Source organism: Bradyrhizobium sp. 956_D2_N1_4 (assembly GCF_052076025.1).
In the GTDB taxonomy this organism is placed as follows: Bacteria; Pseudomonadota; Alphaproteobacteria; order Rhizobiales; family Xanthobacteraceae; genus Bradyrhizobium; species Bradyrhizobium barranii.
In genome coordinates this window covers 6,309,628-6,327,760 of record NZ_CP197237.1, presented here as the reverse complement: position 1 = coordinate 6,327,760, position 18,133 = coordinate 6,309,628, and the positions used below count along the sequence as shown (strand labels likewise).

The window sequence follows — 18,133 nt, the reverse complement described above, 5'->3', positions numbered from 1 at the left end:
TCGGGTCCGCATTGATCCAGCTCAACAACGGATGTCGCATGCTCCAATCGCCGTAAGGGGGCTCTATGATCATCCGCAATTTCGCCGAGGCGCAACTCAAAGGTCGCCTCCACGTCAGCTGCCGGAAGAACGAGCAAATCGTTGATCTAGATCATTTCGCCATACTGCCAAGATCGCATGCTGCGCATCGGACACGAGGGAGGTTCTATATGGCACCGGTCTCAACACCGCATGATGAAGAATGCCCTCGCCGTGGTTCCAGGTTAGTACACCTCGAGTGGCACGAACGCGTCAATGCTCAGGAGGCGCAAGAGCTCTGGCGCTGCTGGATCTGCAAGAGCGAATTTGTCACCCCCGTCGCTTCTGATGGAACAGAGTCGTCAGTCGCTGGGATCACCGAACCATTCTTTACGAACCTGCTCGTCTGATCAGTTCCGCTTGAGCGGATCGACAAGGAAATCGTTCGATGTCCTTGGTTAATGCATCGCCTCATCATCTCGAGCGCTGGCATGAAGTTTCGGACGCTGATGGTCGCCGCGATTGTTGCCATGCTCCCGCAATTTAATGCGGGAGCACAGGTGAACTTGTCGGCTGGCAGCACGTCGTCCCAACTGTCCGACCTTATGATCGCGATACAATTCCAACACATCAAATTATGGTTGGCCGGAAAGCTAGGCAACTGGGACTTGGCGAATTATGAGCTTCGACAAATCCAGGCAAGCTTGCGGAAGGCAACGCCGCCTCCCTCCGAAGGCCTGCGCTCGTCCCAAACTACCGAACAGCTGCAAGCTCTGGATCGCGCGATTCAACAGAAGGATGGTGCAGCTTTCGCCAAGGCTTACTCGGATCTCACGAACGGATGCAATGCCTGCCACCGCGCCAGCGGATACAGTTCGATCACCATCCAGGTGCCGGTTACCTCGCCGTTCAGCGATCAGCTGTTCGCGGATCAGATCGCGCAGGGTCGCGCGCTCGCTCGCGGGACCTGCGGCCTCTGTCACATTGTCTCGGATGCTTCAAGGGAAACACCAGCCTTTCGCGTCCCCGCGCCAAGCTTCAGCGAAATTGCCAGCCGGCCATCTTTTTCAGCCAACTATCTCCGAGAGCTATTGACGTCAAACCACCGTCGCGTAGGCCCGAACCAGGCAATGCTTAAGCCAAAGCTCGTCGAATACCAGATCGATGCGATCGTTGCGTTCTTCGAGACCGTGCAAGCCGACCAGGCTCGCTAAGATCTGAGCTTAGGGTCATGGTCGCGCCGATCAACGTTCTAGTCTTGAGTCTTTAGGCTAAGGATGTAATTCGCGAGAGCGTCGGCCTGATCGGGCGCGATGACGAGGTTCGGCATGTTCTGGTGGCTGGTCTTCAGGAACACTTTCAGCGAAAGTGCCGTCGTTCCATACCTGTTTGCGATTGACGCGAAGCCCGGTGCCTGATCCGACATTCCCGGCATGTGCGGTTCGATTGCATGACACGGCTTGCACCATGCTTCCGCGAGGCGACGTCCTTCAAACGCGCTGTCTGCAGCAAGTTTAGATCCGTCCGCCTTGTGCACGCGGACGAGAAACAACGCTAATAGCGCGATCAGGATCACGAGGCTGATGTTGACTCGCATGCTGCGGAACATGTTCCGTCTCAACTCGCGGTTGGGGCACTCACAGCAACCGCGCGAGCGCCAGCGGGCATCTCATCGCCAAAACCGCCTGCCGATCAGCTGTTCTCGCGAAAGAAAGCAGAATGACCGAGCGCACCCGCCCTTAGCGCAGGATGCGGCTCTTTAGCACGCGATCAGGTCGGTATGTCCAAATCCCTTTGAGTAGTCGAGCAGGGAGACAATCGTGGGTGTCAGGCGGAAGACGCAGACCTCCGAAGTGTTCGGCATGGGGAGATCAAGGCTCTTCTGGTTCGGATACCGCGAGATCAGGAGGCGCAAGGCTTTTTCGAATTCGGCGGGATTCGTTACGAGCTTCGCGCGTGCCGCCATCGATAGGCCCACGATGTCCATCACTTGCGTGGGATCGTCATCCACCGTTAGCGAGACCCGATCGTCCTTCGCCAGGTTAGCTGCCTTCTGGCTGTCCGCTCCGCAAAGGAAATAGATGACGAGCCCATCATTGGCGTAGCCGACAGTGGTCACCTGGGGCCAGCCGTCAGATCGTAGGGTAGCGATCCTCGTCGTCCGGTGCTGATCCAGAAGCCGAAGGATTTTCCGCCTGACCGTTTCGTCCATTGGTCGCCTCCGATTTAGACAAGTTTAGCCTCGAACTAGCGTGTACGTTTTGAGGCAGGTCAAGTATCGAGGAAGCCGACCGCCAAGCGTAGGCGCAGTGGGCCTGCCATACGCCTGAGCGCAATTGCGCCAATCGCTCTCGGAGGGAGCGCTGTTTGGCAGTTATGCTTGTCGCTATAGCGGGCCCCATCGCCAACCGACCTCATGCTTTGAGCTGCATCAAGCTGGCTTTGAACGGCGGTGACATCGTGTGGACTGGGAGGGCTGCTTCGATGCGCCGATTTGCCTTGAAAGCCCTATTCACGGCTCTCGCTTTCAGAAGAGCCGAGAAGGAGCGAGTCGATTGGGATCGAAATATCTTGATCTTCTCGACGGTGGTGACCGTCGGGCTGGTTGCGCTCTATGTCTACGGCAAGGCTACCTCGCGTTGGTGAACTGTTTCGCGGGAACGACTGCGATGATGCGATGCTTGCTGATACTTTCGACAATAGGTCTCGGGTCGAGCACCTGCGCCCATGCGCGCGATGAGGAGCAGCAACATGGCAAAGAGCTGCTGCAACAATTGTGCGCCCGCTGTCACTCAGTTGGTAGGACCGGCGCGAGTCCCAACAGGCAAGCGCCGCCCTTTCGCAGCTTCAGCGAAACCAAACTCTATGACAGCGACTTCCTGCAACGACTACAGGATGGCTATAGCGCATTCATCCCTCCATGCCGACATTCCGCTTCAACAGGGACGATGCAGAGGCTGTCCTAAACTACATGAAGTCAATTCAGGAACCAACTAAGCCGAAACAATCTCCGCCGCGATGAGGTCTGAGCATCTCCAGGAGACCAAAATATTCGTTCAAGGACAATAGACAGCATCTTTGGGTGAAACCGGAGACCCAGTGGTCGTCCTCTTGAGAGCATCTGCCAGACCCCTCGGAAAGATTTTGACCTAGCTCATCGGCGCCTTGCGAATGGCTGCGTTCGTTGGAGGCGAGTGCTCGAGACTTGTCATTGATTCTGGTCAAACAACGGAGCTTGTTTCGGAAGAGAATGATGCAGGTAGTTTTGGAATGAGACCATGTCGTTTGAGCGGGTTCTACGATGGACTCTGGTTGCAATCGCAATCGCGGGATTAACCGCGGGTATCCTTGCGCGAGCTGCCGGCCGTCCTGATCTGGCCGATTTCGCATGGGCAATCGGCACGGCACCCGTGATAGGTGGACTGGCGGTCTCGATCGTCAGGGACTTGCTGGGCGGCCGGCTGGGAGTGGACGCGATTGCGCTCCTGTCGATGAGCACGGCATTGGCGCTCGGCCAGCCGCTTGCCGGCGCCGTGGTGGCGCTGATGTATTCCGGTGGCAACGTGCTGGAGGATATCGCGATCGCGCGGGCTGAGCACGACCTGCGGTCACTGGTCGATCGTGCGCCGCGCCGGGCACATCGCAAGACTGGCGAGCGGATCGAAGAGGTTCCGATCGAGGCGGTCTTGGTCAGCGAAGAACTCCTGGTACGGGCCGGCGAGATCGTGCCAGTCGACGGCATCGTCCGTTCGGCCATGGCGACCATCGACGAGTCCGCGGTTACGGGCGAGCCGATCCCGGTCGAGAAGACACGCGGCAGCGCCGTTCTTTCCGGTTCGCTGAATGCGGGTGAGACCTTCGAGTTGACCGTTACCGCACCGGCTGGCGAGAGTACCTACGCTGGTATTGTGCGCATGGTGACGGCGGCGCAAACGGCGAAGGCCCCCTTTGTGCGGTTGGCCGATCGCTATGCGCTGATCTTTCTTCCCGTGACGCTCGTCATCGCCTTTCTGGCGTGGCGGATCTCCGGTGATTTGACCCGCAGCCTCGCTGTGCTGGTGGCGGCAACGCCTTGCCCCCTGATTCTGGCCGCACCTGTCGCCTTCATCGCCGGCGTGGCGCAAGCGGCCCGTCGCGGCATCTTGGTCAAGGGCGGAGGGGCACTGGAGGCGCTGGCTCGCGCGCGCACCGTGCTCTTCGACAAAACCGGCACCCTCACGGTTGGAGGTGCGCGGCTGCTTTCAGTTGAAGTCGCTCCGGGGGAAAATCCGGACGAGGTCCTCACGCTTGGGGCATCGCTTGAGCAGGCCTCGCATCACGTCCTCGCCAAGACCGTCGTCTCTGCGGCCATCGATCGCGGTCTCGAGCTCAAAGCGCCCGAACAGGTCAAAGAAACCATGGGCACCGGTTTGTCCGGCCTGATCGACGGCCGCCAGGTAACTGCGGGCTCGCGAGAGCTGCTTCGCTCACATGGCGAGCTGTCGCCGTGGGAGCTGCGGGCAATCCGCCGCGCATCGTGGCGCTCGGCGCTGATCGTCTTTGTTGCCGTGGACGGCCGTCCAATCGGTGCGCTGCTGCTGGCCGACGAGCTACGGGCTGATACGCCGCGAGCGATCCGGCTGCTGCGCGATGCTGGCATCGTGCGAATGGTGATGGTCACAGGCGATCGTGCCGCAGCGGCGCAGGCAATCGGAGCAGCGCTCGACCTCGATGCCGTGCTGGCCGACCGCGTTCCTTCGGACAAGGTCGAGGCGGTGCGCACTGAACAGCGGCTGCATCCGACCATCATGGTCGGTGATGGCATCAATGACGCCCCGGCACTGGCCGTGGCCGATATCGGGGTCGCGCTCGGCGCACGCGGCGCGAGCGCCTCGTCCGAGGCTGCGGATGTGGTCATCCTTACCGATCGGCTTGATCGCGTCGGCGAAGCGATCATAATTGCGCAGCGGGCACGGCGTATCGCTCTCCAAAGCGTCATTATTGGCATGGGATTGTCGATAGCTGCCATGGTGGCCGCTACCGTTGGCTGGCTGGATCCCGTGCCGGCGGCGATCGTGCAGGAGGTGATCGATGTTGCCGTCATCCTGAACGCGCTGCGGGCGCTCACTCCAGCCCATGGGAGCGCCGGTCGCCGGATATCCGCAGAGCAGGGCCTGGCACTGCATCACGACCATCAGGCGCTGTTCGGGGATCTCGACCGACTGCGCAAGATCGTCGATGCGATCGACGATGTGCCGCCAGACGCCGCTGCGGCCTTGATCGAAGAGGCTGATCGCCTCGTTCAGGGCAGCGTAGTGAAGCACGAACGCGAGGACGAGGGCAGCGTCTATCCGAAGATTGCGGAGGTGCTGCGCGAACGCCACGGCCTCTCTGCCATGAGCCGCGCGCATCGTGAGATCCTGCACCTTGCGCGGCTGCTCGCACGGATCGCGGCCGACCTGCCGTCAGAAAAGATCGACCGCTATCTTATTCGAGATGCCCAGCGTGTGATCGAGGCGATCGAAACGCTGGTGCGCATGCATACGGCCCAAGAGGACGATATTTACGAAGCCGTGGCGGCGGACTGAGCAGCTTGGCGATGTCGGTTAGTCGATCGTGCCGAATTCCGCCACGGGCGGAATCCAATAGACGAGGTTGGTGCCGGTGAACGAAGCCCGAACCCGGTCGAGCAGGCGCGCGGCATCGTTCCGTGGTAGGACAATCCATACGATGACCTGATTGGCGTGCCCTTTGACGCGCTCGGCCATGCTTTGGAGCCGCACGGCGGTGCCGTGTCCGGCAGCATCGGAGGCCGTGAAACCCCTCACCAGATCGGTCTGTTCGCTGAGATAGTCGAAGAGCTCGTCGCGAAGCTGGCGCGGCAGGATCAGCGTGAGGCAGACGGACACGCTCGTCATTTGGCCCCCTTCGCAGCGTCGCCGTAGCGGCGATACAGGATCGGCAGCAGAATCAGCGTCAGCATTGTCGACGAGACCAGGCCCCCGATCACGACGATGGCCAGCGGTCGCTGCACTTCAGATCCCGGACCGGAGGCGAACAACAGCGGGATCAATCCGAGCGCCGTGATGCTGGCCGTCATTAGAACGGGCCGCAGTCTTCGCATGGCGCCTTCGACGACGATGCGACCCTCGCTCAGGCCGTGAGCGCGTAGCTGGTTGAAATAGGAAACCAGCACGACGCCGTTCAGTACGGCTATGCCGAGCAGCGCGATGAACCCGACCGACGCCGGAACGGACAGATATTCCCCGCTTGAGACCAGCGCGAACACGCCGCCGATCAGCGCGAAGGGGATGTTGACCAGCACCAGCAGGGCATGGCGCACCGAGCCAAATGTGGTGAACAGCAGCACGAAGATCAGGCCGATGACGACCGGCACCACGACAGAGAGCCGCGCGGCGGCGCGCTGCTGGAAACAGGTCCGGCCGCAGCGCCGTAGACCGGCGGGAAATCACAACGACGTTCTCCCGGCCGGTGTCGTCGAAGAACGGCACCTGAGCGCGCTCGCGCCGCTCGGCACGCTTTCGACTCTATCCGTGCATCGGAAGTTCCGCATTGACCCATCTCAACCCCGGCTTCGAACCTTGGCGGCGGCGGTGGGCCGTGCCCTACTTGAGTGTGCGGACGTAGTCCGCGAGATCCGCGATTTCCGTCCGGTTCAGCGATAGCGTCGGCATGTTCGGATGCGGTGCGAGTAGAAGGAAAGCGAGCTTGTTTTGGTCGAAATCGGGCATCTTCGCGAAGGTGGAGAACGGCGGCGCCTGGTCGGAGGCTTTCTTCTGGCCGCTTTCGACGAGATGGCACGCGGCGCACCAACGCTTTGCGATGTCCTTGCCGTGATCCGCGTCCGCCGCTGCGGCCGGTGTCACGATCGCAAGCGCGCAAATCGTGGCGGACGACAATCTGAATGCTTTCGACATGCGAGGGTCCCCAAGGATCGAGCGTTATTGTCGGCGGACAATCTGACCGGTGACGTCTTCCACGTGAAGCAGCAGAAAGATAAGTGGTCCCCCGTCGTCGTGGACCGGCGTGTTGATCGATCGCTCGCCGCGCGTTACGGCAAGGCAGCCCGGGGCGATGTCCGACCAAGGCTTCTCTCGATCGCGCACGTCTGTTAGCTCATTGCTCCAACGTCTTCAGGAACGCCATGAAATCGCCGACCTGGTCGGAATCGAATTGAAATTCCGGCATCGCCGGATGCCCAGTGACGATGCCCTCGGCCAAGGCCTCCTGCAGCATCTCGATCGGATATCGCTCGTGTAACGTCCTGAACGGTGGAGCAATCTTGAGGGGGCTTGGGCTGACCTTGTCGGTCGAGTGGCACTTCGCACAATACAGCAGCGCAAGACGTCGGCCTTGCTCGACGCTCGAAGCTGCGGTTGGGTTAGGGGAGAAAAACAAACCCGCAACGAGTATGGCGCCTGCCACGGCACGTCCAGTTCCGAGATGCGTCCTCACGTAGTGCTCCATCAGTGCGACATCATGACCGGAACTGTCATACTGCGGAACATTTCCTGCGTGACCCCGCCGAATACCGTTTCCTGAAGTCGAGAGTGGCCGTAACCGCCCATGATCAGCAGGTCGAGGCTTTCATCCGCAGCGATCGACAGGATGCTCGCTTGCAGATCGCTACGGTCGGCCTGAAGCGAAACGGCCTTCGCCGGCAAGCCCTTCCGCGCGAGATGTGTCAGGAGGCGTTCGGGCGATGCATCAGGCGGTACCTCGGATGCATTGAGGGTGATGGTCGTCAGAGCGGCTGCGTCGATGATAAATGGCATCGCGTCCCGCAAGGCGCGGGCGGCAAGGCGGCTGCCGTCCCAGCAGATGCCGACGCGTGCCGCCTTGAACGCACCCCGGAAAGTATAGGGAATGAACAGCAAGGGCCCACCCGCCTGCACGAGCAGTTCCTTCGGAAGCCGGTCGTCAAACGTGTCGCCCTCGGGGTCGCCTTGTGACACGATCGTCAGATCATAGAGGCGCGCCGCTGCACCAGCTTTCGCAACCGCGTCGGCGAGAGTTCCGTTCAGTGCGTACCTTCCATAGTTGATCCGGGCGTTCTTCGCCTCGACCTCGAAGACGCGCAGCGCTGCCTCGGCTCGCTCCAGCGCACGTTCATACTCGAATTGCAGGGACGATGCGATGGCTGCGCCGCCTTCCGCAAGAAACGGCACGTTCGTCGAAGCATATCCTGTTGCAATTGCATCCAGATGTGCCGAAGCACTCATTGCAAGAGAAACAGAAGCGTCGATGGCAGGCCGCGGTGAGCGCTCCGTAGGAATATGCACCAGTAAGTCCTTGAACATGCGTGCCTCCCGTTCCGATCGGGCTGAAGAGCAGCACAGGTCGACATCGAGAGCCTTGACGCACGTCAAAGCGGTAGCCGGCGCCCCGGGTATCGTTTTGACCATAGGGCGGGAGTTCTAGATATGGCGCGGGTGGCATTGGTAACTGGCGGTACCAGAGGCATTGGCGCCGCCATATCTCAAGCGCTTCAGGCCGAGGGTTGCCTCGTAGCGGCGACCTACGCCGGAAATGCCGAGGCCGCCAAAGCCTTCGCGAGCCGAACAGGCATCTCAGCCCATCAATGGGATATCGGTGATTTCGACGCTTGCGCTACCGGAGTGAAGGCCGTTGAGGCGTCAGTCGGGCCAATCGACATTCTTGTCAACAATGCCGGCATCGTTCGTGACGCCACGTTTCATAAGATGACCCAGCCGCAATGGGATGCCGTGATCCGCACCAATCTCGACGGTGTGTTCAACATGTGTCGACAGGTGATCGACGGCATGCGCGCAAGACGGTATGGCCGAATCATCAATGTCTCGTCGATCAACGGACAGAAAGGCCAGTTCGGCCAGACAAACTACTCCGCGGCCAAAGCCGGCGAGCTTGGATTCACCAAGGCGCTGGCGCTGGAAACGGCGCGTCTCGGAATCACGGTAAACGCCGTCTGCCCCGGCTATATCCATACCGAGATGCTGGATGCCGTGCCGCAGGATATTCTGGAGAAGAGCATCCTGCCGCAGATTCCGGTCGGCCGTCTCGGCCGACCGGAAGAGATTGCGCGCGCTGTCCTGTTTTTGGCAGCAGAAGAGGCGGGATTCATCACCGGGTCGACGCTGTCGATCAATGGCGGCCAGTACATGATTTGAGCGTGGACAGGTCACTGACCGTCAACGCTTCCAACTCACCCGAGCCGTTCACCTCCGGGTCTAACGGACTTGAAACCGCCAGGCCCTCGGCAATCTCCGCCGAGACAAAATAAGCGACCGCGATAGCAATTATCGTCGCCAACATTGCCGCCGACGGTGCGATGAAGCCGAACAGGCCACCCCCAAAGCCTTAGTCCCGCTAGGCTGCTCGATCATCGAAGGGCTCGCCGGCCTGTTGATCACTTGGCCAGGAAGGTAAGAGGCAGCTCGATCTCGGGGTTGATGCAGCTCAATTCGGTCTCGGACAACGTGGTTAGGTTGCGGGGGCCAAAGGAGTTCACCATGTCGCCTCCAGCATCCGTCAGCCGCATTCCCATAGCTTCGAATTGTGACCAGGTCCCCGTCGAGCCTCCGGTTACTGAGGCAATGGTGCCAGCGCAGCCGTCCGGGTCCGATGCAGCCGTCGATGCCATCGACCGATCCTTCCACGCGGCGCTGGCGCGCTTTACGGGCGGCATCTCGCCGGCAGCGCTGGCCCTGGCTTTTGCCGACTGGCAACTGCACCTCCTGGCCTCACCCGGTAAGCAGGCCAGTCTTGCCGGCCGGGCGATCCAGAATGCGTCTGATCTTGTCGATGCTATGGTGCCGAGGCATGCGATATTCCAGCCTTGGTCAGTGATCAGGCCGCCGGAGAACGACCGTCGTTTCACGGGCTCAGATTGGGAGCTGCCGTCCTTCAATCTCCTGGCCCAGGCTTTCCTGCTGACCCAACAATGGTGGCATTCGACGACGATCGGTATTCACGGACTGGCCCATTCGAACGCGGCAATCGCCGACTTCGCGCTTCGCCAATGCCTGGATACGGTGGCTCCGACGAACTTCGCCATTAGCAATCCCGAGGTTCTGCGCAAGATCATGGAGACCGGCGGAGGCAATTTCGTCTACGGCCTGCACAATTTTGCCGAGGATTGGCAGGCTCTGCTCGCCGGTGCAAGGCTGAGGAGCGATCAGACTTACGTCGCGGGTAAGGATGTTGCGATCACACCCGGCAAAGTCGTCTATCGCAACGAGCTGATCGAGCTAATCCAATATTCTCCGACGACGCCGACCGTGCGGCCCGAACCCGTTCTGATCGTGCCTGCCTGGATCATGAAGTACTACATTCTCGATCTGTCGCCGCGCAATTCTCTCGTCCGCTATCTGGTCGAAAGCGGTTTCACCGTCTTCATGATCTCATGGAAGAACCCAACGCCTGAGTATCGAAATTTCAGCCTCGAAGACTACCGCGAGTTCGGCGTGGATGCTGCCATCGCCGCCATCAACTCGCTTCGGCCTGGACAGGCCATTCACGCCGCGGGGTATTGCCTCGGCGGCACGCTGTTGTCGATTGCGGCAGCCAGACTGGCTCGCGAGCGACCCGACTGCCTGCGAACAGCGACACTGCTCGCGGCGCAGACCGATTTCACGGAAGCTGGCGAGCTCACCTTGTTCATCAATGAAAGCCAGGTATCGTTCCTCGAGGATATGATGTGGCGGCAGGGGCTGCTCGGAACGGCACAGATGGCCGGGGCCTTTCAGATGTTGCGGACCAACGACCTGCTCTGGTCGCGCGTCGTGCGGGATTATCTGGTCGGAGAGCGCGCCGCACCGAGCGAGCTGATGTCGTGGAATGCCGACGCCACGCGCATGCCTTATCAAATGCATTCCGACTATCTGCGGCGGCTGTTCCTCAACAATGATCTCGCCGAGGGGCGCTACCAGGTCAACGGCAGGCCGGTCGCTCTCTCGGATCTCCATATGCCGATGTTTGTCGTCGGTATGTTGCGCGACCATGTCGCGCCCTGGAAATCGACCTACAAGATCAATTTCCTTGCCGATGCAGACATCACCTACGTCCTGACGAGTGGCGGCCACAATGCCGGCATCGTCGCGCCACCAAGCGAGGAAGGGCATAGCTACCAGGTGCTCGCCAGGAAGGCCCATGATCCCTATCTCGGCCCGGACGAATGGATCAAGCGCGCGCCGTCTCACGAGGGATCATGGTGGACCGAGTGGACGCGATTTCTCGCCGCGCATTCCGGTCAGCCCGTTCCGGCCTCCTTGCCGGCGGGCGCGGCAGAAAAAAGCGCGCCTTTGGATGACGCGCCGGGCTCTTACGTGCTTGAGCAGTAGACGCGGCGGTCAGGGGCGCAAAACGGCTGCGCCAACGAGCTTGCCTTCCCTCAGACAGGCGAGCGCTTCATTGGCCTGCGAGAGCGGAAATACCGTCGTGTAGGTCTGAATGTTGGTCCTCGCCGCGGCGGCGAGAAAATCGATGCCGTCCTTTCGGGTCAGGTTAGCAACTGATACGATCTGCCGTTCACCCCAGAGAATATGGTAGGGGAACGTCGGAACGTCGGACATGTGAATGCCGGCGCACACAACGCGCCCGCCCTTGCGCACCGAGCGCAAGGCAAGTGGCACTAATGCCCCGACCGGTGCGTAGATGATGGCGGCATCGAGCTCGGTCGGCGGAATGTCCTCCGAGGCGCCGGCCCAGTCTGTGCCGAGGGAAAGCGCAAGTCGCTGTGCGTCCTGGTCGTCGCCACGGGTGAAGGCGTAGACGGTCCGCCCCTGTGCACGCGCCACCTGCGCCACGATATGGCCGGCAGCGCCGAAGCCATAGATGCCGAGCGTCTTGCCATCGCCTGCCATTGCCAAGGATCGCCAGCCGATTAGTCCGGCGCAGAGCAGAGGCGAAAGGGCTGCGTCATCGCCGCGCTCGCCAAGCGGAAAGCAAAATCTGGCATCGGCAACGAGATGACTAGCAAAGCCGCCGTCGCGGGTGTAGCCGGTGAATTTGGGACGATCGCAGAGATTTTCCTTGTCCGCGCGGCAATAGAAACATTGGCCGCAGGTGTGGCCGAGCCAGGGAACACCTACACGCATGCCCAGCTTCAGCTCGTCTACGCCCGCGCCTATCGCATCGATTCGGCCGACGACTTCATGCCCCGGGATGATTGGATAGGGAATTCCGGGAAGCTCGCCATCCACTACGTGCAGGTCGGTCCTGCATACGCCGCAGGCACTGACCTTGACGCGGACCTCGCGGGGGGCGGGGATCGGGTCGGGTCGTTGCTGGAACGTCAACGGCGCGCCGCGGGCGGAGAGAACCATCGCGTACATGTCGCATTTCCGTTACGGCTTGTAATGCATCGTGCAGTCGTACCTGGCGGATTTAGTGCCAGTGTGCGCCGTCCGCTAAGGGGGCGCAACAGGCGGCTTCCGCAGGCTCTAGACGCGATCGCAACCGGTGGCGTGAGAAGCGGCAACAGGCCGCTCAGCGGATAATAGACCGCGCCCGTAACTTGAGCGATCAGGCATCGATAGTGTGCAAGCGCTGGCGGTTGCGCAGCACGATCTGGCAGGCACGGGAAAAGCCGAGAATGCTCTGGACGTGAAGCTGCGACAGCGCACGCGACACGGTCTCGAGCGTGAGGCCGAGATAGTCGCCGATGTCGCGGCGGCACATCGGCAGGGCCATCATGCCGGCGACGGCGAGGCGCCGATCCATCTCCAGCAGGGAGATGGCGACGCGCTCCATCGCAGTCTTGCGCCCGAGCAGCAGCATGTGATTATCAGCATGGCGCAGCTCGGAGGCGGTCATCGTCCAGAGCTTGCGAGCAACCTGGATGCCGGTGCCGGCGGCCTTCTCGATGCTCGCGCACTTCACCAGGCGCACCGTGGTGTCGATGATGGCCTCGACGGCAAGCCGATCCGTTGCGCTGAAGGCTTTGAGGCGTCAACTCTGCACTCCGTCGCGGGAGGCTTGGTCGAAAGACTTACGCGCTGGCTCGGTGTGGGCCAGGACGTCCGTGAAATACGCAATCTCGACCACCCCTGCTCGGGCTCGTCAATCGAGTGAACTGGCTTTTCATCGGAGCTCTCGTCGTATCGTAGAAGCGCAGCAGGCGGCTCTTTCAGACCGACAGCGCAGCCCGCCGCGGATCTCATCACGGCATCGGAAGAACGGGAATGACAAACCCCGGAGACCGCATGGTCCGGCTCTCCGGTTTGTTACGAAGACTGTACAGGACTAGGCAGCCTTGCCGGGCGCCGTGGCCTTATCCGATACTGGGTTCGCGCTCGGTGGAGCTCCTGTCTTGATATCGATGGTCTTGGTGGTCTTCACGGCCTTGGCGGGCTTGTTGATAGCGAGATGCAGCACGCCCTTGTCGAAATGAGCTTCGACGGCTCCGTCTTCCGGCTCGAAAGGCAGAGACATCGATCGATAGAAGGAGCCGTAGCTGCGCTCCTCGACATGCCAGTTCTTTTCGACTTTCGTGCTCTCCGCCTTTTTCTCGCCGGAGATGACTAGCTGGTTGCCGTCCAGGCTGACCTTGATATCTTTCTCGTCCACGCCGGGAAGTTCGGCGGTCACTTCGAAGGCATCCTTCGTTTCAGCCACATTGATTGCCGGCTCGCCTGCCCCAATACTGGGAGAGGACGAACCCTGATTGAAAGCGCGAAGCGCGTCTTCCACTTCGCGTCGCATGGCCCTGAACGGGTCGAACGCAGGTTCCTGGCTGGTGGTCCACAATCTCGGAAGGCTCATCTGCTCTCTCCCACAGGTTGAAGAAATATCGGAAATTGTGCTCCGCCCGCTCGCGCCGGCCTTGATGTAGCGCAAAAATGGCTGAGTTATTTGGAGGCGGAAAGGCCGGTCATGATGAGGAAGCCCGCAAGCAAAGGGTGCGCGTCGGCGAGGTTGACCTAATGAGGCGGGAGCGTACCCAGTGAGCTTGCATCGCTTCACAAGCTCGATGTCTTGGTCTTTGCAGCTACAGCGAGCATGCTGATGGCGACGGACAGGAGCTCTTCGAGACCGCAGTACGGTTGAACTTCGAACGTATGGTCTCCAAGCGTTGATACAACGTACCGATCGGAGCGGACTGAAGCCCGGTGGAAGGTGAAGACGGTCCAGCGAGGGATATTTCCCGTGGTCGGCTTCGTCAAAGATCCCTGAGATATCGCGCGGGTCGGTCGCAAACGGGACCGTCTATCTTGAAAACGAGGCGATGAGGCAGAGGTCTTGCGAATTGTTGGCAACGGCCTGACCTAGATCCGGTCCGAGGCTCGGTAGATCACCGAACCGGGCGGAGTTCGCAGGCTACCGCGAGGAGGGGCACGCGATAGGGTTCCCGAGCTGATCAATACCCTGACTAGCTGCTTTCGAACCGACCCAGGTTAAGAGATTGGTTATCTCTTTGCTCTCATTTTCACGGCCTCATTCAGGCAAGGAGGCACCATGTCAGACATCACCATTCCCGGCGGAAAAATTCGTTCCTTCGTCGAGCGGATCGAGAACCTGGACACCGAGCTGCAGGAGTTGAACGAGCAGAAGAAGGAAGTCTTTTCGGAAGCCAAAGGCGAGGGCTTCGACGTCAAGATCCTCAAGGAGATCATCAAGCTGCGCAAGCAGGACCAGGACGAGCGCGACGAGCGCGAGTCACTGCTCGATCTCTACATGCGCGCCATGGACACCGCCCCGGCAGACAAAGCCGCGAAGGCGGCGTGAGACCCTGCAAGAATTCAGGGACCGCATCGCATGGAATTCTTCCGTGCGATGCGCGCAAACCTGTGCCGTCCAATCATGGGATTGGAGCGAGAGTTCAAGTTTTTCAATCGGTTCAAGGGCGGCGTGTGCATGACGTGTGCACCGGGAGAAACAACTTCGGCGCCGATCGTCTGGAAGGTGTTGCCAAGCTTTCTGCGATTCATCGGGCCGCGCCTGCTGGTCTGATGCGTTCAACGACGCATCGATGACTGCGATGATGTTCGTGCAGTTGCGTGACCTGACCGAGCGCAGCATACGCATCGCGCGCCAACGCACCAGCCCGGTTTTCAATCCCACCGGAGCATGAGGAGGCCCCGCAAGGCGATCGCAGTGGAGCGGGGCGGCATGTCCGGTCATGGCGCCAATTCCGGACTCATGCGCGGCAACAAACAATCCCTTTGGAAAGCTAGGACGGCAGTCCCGGCGGCCGCGCCTTCAGTATTCGATCCCGGGTTACAGCAGATCGCATCGGAATGCTTGTATGGAGTGAGAGGCATGAAATTCGGGCTGCAGACTCTCGATAGATACTGGTAGCTCCAGTGCGGTCAGCGCCTCGCGCTACCCAGTGAAGTTCTGCTTTTGTGTAGGCGGGCGCTCAAAAATCGCACCGATTGCTGGCATAGACTTCGCCGCAGGCGACCATATACACGAAGTCGGGCAAGGGTTGACCTGCGTCAAATAGGCGACATTGGGATCAGCTAGAATACGGCTATTCTCGGAGAAGCGCTAATGGCTATCAAGGATATGCTTTTGCCGCTCATTGGGAACCCAAGCCCAAGATTAATTGCAGCGATCGCGAAATGCGTTAATGTGGCGGCGAGTTTCGACGCCGAGATCACTGCGCTGGTTGTCGAAGAGGATGTCTCTGTTCGGCCGCAAGTCATGATCTCGGCCGATTTCCCCGATGAGGTCAGAAGCACTACGGATGCGCAAGGCTTATTGAAAGCGTTCGATACCGCCGTCGCCGAGGTCGGGGTACGCAACGTACAGAGGGTTGCGCATTTGAGAGCGGGGGATGCCCCGAAACACCTTGCGCTATGCGCACGCCCGAAGGATTTGTCGATTGTTCCGGTCAAGCCGGACGATGACCAAGCGGAAAGGGTCATCGAGGGATTGATTTTTCAATCAGGTCGACCGATTTTGTTGTGCCCGGAAGAACTCGCCGCCGAGCTGCCTGTCAACTTCGACCGGATTATCGTTGCCTGGGACCATAGCGCGCCGGCTGCAAGAGTCGTTGGCGATGCCCTGTCGATGCTGCGCCGTGCTCGCGATGTGCAGATCATCACAGCGACCGATGGCAACACCCTGGCGGAGCAGCAGTCGGGTGCGGCAGTGGTCCGCCATCTGGCCGAACATGGCATTAGCGCAAGCTTCGAAACGGTGCGGATTGATGGCAGTTCCGTCGGAAAGATACTCGAGGCGGAGGTCAAAGTTAGAGGCGCGGATCTCTTGGTCATGGGGGCCTACGGTCATTATCGGTTGAGCGAATGGGTCTGGGGCGGCGCGACCAAGACTATCATCGGGCGGCCACCTTGCTGGGTGATCATGTCGCATTGAAACGCTCGTCTCGGGCCGAGCAAGGGCGAAGCTCGATGTGGGACACGGCTGTGAATGGGCAGCCCGGACCATCCGGGACCGCGACTTCGGGTCTCAAGCGTCGTGTTCTGCAATAACGGCTGTCCGTCAACTTCTGCGACGCCTCGTTCGCAACCGAGATTGCGTGGCGCTGCAATTTGTCGCGAAGGGCCACAAGCGGACTCATGCGGCGCAGCAGGATCGATAGGGGACGCGCGTTTCATCGCGCGCGCCCCGCACAGAACCGTACTGGCGCGGATGCAGGATCGCGAGATCAGCGGGCCGGCAGCATCAAATGCTCGTATTGCGTGCCAGGCCACATCACATAGGGCCTCGTTGGGTCGGCCTTCGCGTCGCGTGGATAACCTCCGGCCGTTTCCGGCGCCGTGAACGACGGAAGAGGATACCCGGAAAACGAGGCCCGTCTCTCGGATGGATCGTCCACGCAGCAAGGAACGAACCTGACGGACGGGACAACCTCGGACGGTTACGGTATCAAGGTCGACGAGTGATATCTGAAGCTCAAGCCGGATCCTCTCGGGCGAAAGCACGACGAGCGCGAACCAGGATGGTTCGGCAATCGTTTCAAATGGGCTGAAGGCCTACGTAAAGTCCAGCCGGAGGCGATTTTGCATTCCAGCGTCCTCAAACCGTTCGCGGCGGAAGCTGGCGTGCGGCACTACTATGAGATCGCGCCATACCCGCCCAGGAACCTCAGCGCCCACCTCAAGCTGATGGCCCACTACACCGCGCCGCCGCCATCCGGAGGAGCCGCATTAGCGGCGGCATGGTCCTCGCTCATTCGACGGCAGAGGAACTCGTTCTTATCTGCAATGGACTCATCTTCCGCTGCAATACGCACAGGCGGAGGGTTAGCATTGATCCTTCAGGGGCGGGTTCTACCGTTGGATTGATCGGGCAGTGCGCTGAGTGGGAAGGCCAGTGCCAAAATCGAATCCGGCCAGTGCCAAATTCCAGCGTGGAGCACAACGCTCCTGCTCGGCTTCGAGTTCTTCGAGTGCCCGGTTCGCATAAGGTCAAGCACGCGAAGGTCCACCGCGGAAATGCGCATAGAATGCGCCGTAAGGATTTGAAAAGACTTCCAGAAAATGGATCGCATTGTGTTTTACCTGCATGATGCTAGTAAAATGCCGTCATTAAGTGCCCGCGTGCAGCGGGGCCGGGTTCCCACAGCTGCGTAGAACCCACCGCAATTTCGTCGAGCCTTCTCGTCTATCAGCGATCCTCATTTTTGCTAGTGCAGCAAAAAGCCCACCGAGTCGGTGGGCTTTCGCTCTTCTGCAGCGGCTCACTCCGAATGGACATTCGAAACTGAGCGCAATGGACACAATGGTATGCGGGGTGGACAACTTTCGCCGACCCCACACGTCGACCCCACACAAAGGAGGACCCAGTTGTGGAGCCGCACGTGTTGCACTTTGTGCAGAGGCCGTTTCGCAACAGCAAGAAACCGGCGGCCAACAGTGACCGAGCTGATGCTCGAACCGTTGCGCTGAAAGGTACTTGAGCGGAGGAAATGCACCTTTGTCGAAGTGCCTTCTGGTAAATCATTGAAATTACGCAAAATGTGAACGCCCTCCGAGCGCACCATAAACCCAAGGTAGCGATATGCCGTCGTAATGGGCTTCACACTTGGTAGGGTAGCCCGCTCGGAAAGTTCTTTGCTACCAATGCCCTCGAGACGCATTCCGCTGATGTATCGGGCCCTGGTCGCGAGAAAAGTACTGGAGGCGCTAAGCGATATGTTCGCTTATCGAGCGACAGGCGACCGCCG

16 protein-coding genes and 3 pseudogenes are annotated in these 18,133 nt (G+C 60.2%); 9 read left to right on the top strand and 10 right to left on the bottom strand.

Annotated elements, in window-relative coordinates; genetic code table 11:
* Positions 1-509: 509 nt before the first annotated feature.
* Entirely contained in the window at positions 510-1,232 is a 723-nt protein-coding gene (locus tag AB7535_RS29965) for a hypothetical protein (protein ID WP_354113103.1), read from the top strand.
* 38 nt (positions 1,233-1,270) lie between these two features.
* Here the strand turns inward: AB7535_RS29965 and AB7535_RS29960 are convergent, their stop codons facing one another.
* Both AB7535_RS29960 and AB7535_RS29955 read right to left on the bottom strand, forming a co-directional pair.
* Positions 1,271-1,627: a c-type cytochrome gene (locus AB7535_RS29960; RefSeq protein WP_038944690.1), complete on the bottom strand. Its 357-nt coding sequence runs from the start codon at positions 1,625-1,627 to the stop codon at positions 1,271-1,273.
* Between the two features lie 150 nt (positions 1,628-1,777).
* A complete protein-coding gene (locus AB7535_RS29955) occupies positions 1,778-2,230 on the bottom strand; it encodes a pyridoxamine 5'-phosphate oxidase family protein (RefSeq protein ID WP_231143424.1) in 453 nt (150 codons plus the stop codon).
* 155 nt (positions 2,231-2,385) lie between these two features.
* Here AB7535_RS29955 and AB7535_RS29950 point away from each other — a divergent pair, with 155 nt between their 5' ends.
* The 3 genes and pseudogenes from AB7535_RS29950 (at position 2,386) to AB7535_RS29940 (ending at position 5,585) form a co-directional block, all read left to right on the top strand.
* Positions 2,386-2,664, top strand: coding sequence for a hypothetical protein (locus AB7535_RS29950; RefSeq protein ID WP_354113104.1), 279 nt, complete (start codon positions 2,386-2,388; stop codon positions 2,662-2,664).
* 26 nt (positions 2,665-2,690) lie between these two features.
* Positions 2,691-3,040, top strand: a pseudogene (locus AB7535_RS29945) (c-type cytochrome).
* Between the two features lie 256 nt (positions 3,041-3,296).
* Positions 3,297-5,585: a heavy metal translocating P-type ATPase gene (locus tag AB7535_RS29940; RefSeq protein ID WP_354113105.1), complete on the top strand. Its 2,289-nt coding sequence runs from the start codon at positions 3,297-3,299 to the stop codon at positions 5,583-5,585.
* Between the two features lie 18 nt (positions 5,586-5,603).
* Here AB7535_RS29940 and AB7535_RS29935 read toward each other — a convergent pair whose 3' ends face one another.
* From AB7535_RS29935 to AB7535_RS29915, 5 genes and pseudogenes are all read right to left on the bottom strand, one after another.
* On the bottom strand, positions 5,604-5,915 hold the full coding sequence (locus AB7535_RS29935; RefSeq protein WP_231143422.1) for a DUF3240 family protein: 312 nt from the start codon (positions 5,913-5,915) through the stop codon (positions 5,604-5,606).
* A pseudogene (locus AB7535_RS29930) lies at positions 5,912-6,433 on the bottom strand (efflux RND transporter permease subunit); the annotation flags it as partial. The gene AB7535_RS29935 and the pseudogene AB7535_RS29930, both read right to left, overlap by 4 nt.
* A 190-nt stretch (positions 6,434-6,623) precedes the next feature.
* A complete protein-coding gene (locus AB7535_RS29925; RefSeq protein ID WP_166101135.1) occupies positions 6,624-6,935 on the bottom strand; it encodes a c-type cytochrome in 312 nt (103 codons plus the stop codon).
* A gap of 199 nt (positions 6,936-7,134) precedes the next feature.
* Entirely contained in the window at positions 7,135-7,485 is a 351-nt protein-coding gene (locus tag AB7535_RS29920; protein ID WP_224580863.1) for a c-type cytochrome, read from the bottom strand.
* Positions 7,485-8,318 (bottom strand): universal stress protein, encoded by an 834-nt coding sequence (locus AB7535_RS29915; protein WP_231143421.1) that lies wholly within the window; start codon positions 8,316-8,318, stop codon positions 7,485-7,487. Before AB7535_RS29915 ends, AB7535_RS29920 begins: the two co-directional genes overlap by 1 nt.
* Positions 8,319-8,441: 123 nt before the next feature.
* Here AB7535_RS29915 and phbB point away from each other — a divergent pair, with 123 nt between their 5' ends.
* Positions 8,442-9,167 carry an acetoacetyl-CoA reductase gene (phbB, locus tag AB7535_RS29910; protein ID WP_231143420.1) on the top strand — a complete coding sequence of 242 codons (726 nt, stop codon included), beginning with the start codon at positions 8,442-8,444 and terminating at the stop codon, positions 9,165-9,167.
* Between the two features lie 426 nt (positions 9,168-9,593).
* Positions 9,594-11,339, top strand: a complete 1,746-nt coding sequence (locus tag AB7535_RS29905) for a PHA/PHB synthase family protein (RefSeq protein ID WP_354113107.1) — start codon at positions 9,594-9,596, stop codon at positions 11,337-11,339.
* A gap of 9 nt (positions 11,340-11,348) precedes the next feature.
* Here AB7535_RS29905 and AB7535_RS29900 read toward each other — a convergent pair whose 3' ends face one another.
* From AB7535_RS29900 to AB7535_RS29890, 3 genes and pseudogenes are all read right to left on the bottom strand, one after another.
* Complete coding sequence (locus tag AB7535_RS29900) at positions 11,349-12,332, bottom strand: zinc-dependent alcohol dehydrogenase family protein (protein WP_063982739.1); 984 nt, start codon at positions 12,330-12,332, stop codon at positions 11,349-11,351.
* Positions 12,333-12,522: 190 nt separating this feature from the next.
* A pseudogene (locus tag AB7535_RS29895) lies at positions 12,523-12,930 on the bottom strand (helix-turn-helix domain-containing protein); the annotation flags it as partial.
* Positions 12,931-13,242: 312 nt separating this feature from the next.
* A complete protein-coding gene (locus tag AB7535_RS29890; RefSeq protein ID WP_231143418.1) occupies positions 13,243-13,761 on the bottom strand; it encodes an Hsp20/alpha crystallin family protein in 519 nt (172 codons plus the stop codon).
* A 693-nt stretch (positions 13,762-14,454) separates the two neighbouring features.
* On the opposite strand from AB7535_RS29890, the gene AB7535_RS29885 reads away from it, so the two are divergent.
* The 3 genes from AB7535_RS29885 to AB7535_RS29875 all read left to right on the top strand — a co-directional run bounded on the left by AB7535_RS29885 (position 14,455) and on the right by AB7535_RS29875 (position 16,320).
* Positions 14,455-14,724 carry a DUF2312 domain-containing protein gene (locus tag AB7535_RS29885; RefSeq protein WP_063982741.1) on the top strand — a complete coding sequence of 90 codons (270 nt, stop codon included), beginning with the start codon at positions 14,455-14,457 and terminating at the stop codon, positions 14,722-14,724.
* A 30-nt stretch (positions 14,725-14,754) separates the two neighbouring features.
* Positions 14,755-14,949: a hypothetical protein gene (locus AB7535_RS29880; protein ID WP_063982742.1), complete on the top strand. Its 195-nt coding sequence runs from the start codon at positions 14,755-14,757 to the stop codon at positions 14,947-14,949.
* A 543-nt stretch (positions 14,950-15,492) separates the two neighbouring features.
* Positions 15,493-16,320 carry a universal stress protein gene (locus AB7535_RS29875; protein ID WP_063982743.1) on the top strand — a complete coding sequence of 276 codons (828 nt, stop codon included), beginning with the start codon at positions 15,493-15,495 and terminating at the stop codon, positions 16,318-16,320.
* Positions 16,321-18,133 lie beyond the last annotated feature (1,813 nt).

Bases quoted from the DNA above. Each gene is read 5' to 3' on its own strand.
- AB7535_RS29965 (WP_354113103.1), top strand. From the start codon at position 510: ATGAAGTTTCGGACGCTGATGGTCGCCGCGATTGTTGCCATGCTCCCG.
- AB7535_RS29960 (WP_038944690.1), bottom strand. From the start codon at position 1,627: ATGTTCCGCAGCATGCGAGTCAACATCAGCCTCGTGATCCTGATCGCG.
- AB7535_RS29955 (WP_231143424.1), bottom strand. From the start codon at position 2,230: ATGGACGAAACGGTCAGGCGGAAAATCCTTCGGCTTCTGGATCAGCAC.
- AB7535_RS29940 (WP_354113105.1), top strand. From the start codon at position 3,297: ATGTCGTTTGAGCGGGTTCTACGATGGACTCTGGTTGCAATCGCAATC.
- AB7535_RS29935 (WP_231143422.1), bottom strand. From the start codon at position 5,915: ATGACGAGCGTGTCCGTCTGCCTCACGCTGATCCTGCCGCGCCAGCTT.
- AB7535_RS29925 (WP_166101135.1), bottom strand. From the start codon at position 6,935: ATGTCGAAAGCATTCAGATTGTCGTCCGCCACGATTTGCGCGCTTGCG.
- AB7535_RS29920 (WP_224580863.1), bottom strand. From the start codon at position 7,485: ATGGAGCACTACGTGAGGACGCATCTCGGAACTGGACGTGCCGTGGCA.
- AB7535_RS29915 (WP_231143421.1), bottom strand. From the start codon at position 8,318: ATGTTCAAGGACTTACTGGTGCATATTCCTACGGAGCGCTCACCGCGG.
- phbB (WP_231143420.1), top strand. From the start codon at position 8,442: ATGGCGCGGGTGGCATTGGTAACTGGCGGTACCAGAGGCATTGGCGCC.
- AB7535_RS29905 (WP_354113107.1), top strand. From the start codon at position 9,594: ATGGTGCCAGCGCAGCCGTCCGGGTCCGATGCAGCCGTCGATGCCATC.
- AB7535_RS29900 (WP_063982739.1), bottom strand. From the start codon at position 12,332: ATGTACGCGATGGTTCTCTCCGCCCGCGGCGCGCCGTTGACGTTCCAG.
- AB7535_RS29890 (WP_231143418.1), bottom strand. From the start codon at position 13,761: ATGAGCCTTCCGAGATTGTGGACCACCAGCCAGGAACCTGCGTTCGAC.
- AB7535_RS29885 (WP_063982741.1), top strand. From the start codon at position 14,455: ATGTCAGACATCACCATTCCCGGCGGAAAAATTCGTTCCTTCGTCGAG.
- AB7535_RS29880 (WP_063982742.1), top strand. From the start codon at position 14,755: ATGGAATTCTTCCGTGCGATGCGCGCAAACCTGTGCCGTCCAATCATG.
- AB7535_RS29875 (WP_063982743.1), top strand. From the start codon at position 15,493: ATGGCTATCAAGGATATGCTTTTGCCGCTCATTGGGAACCCAAGCCCA.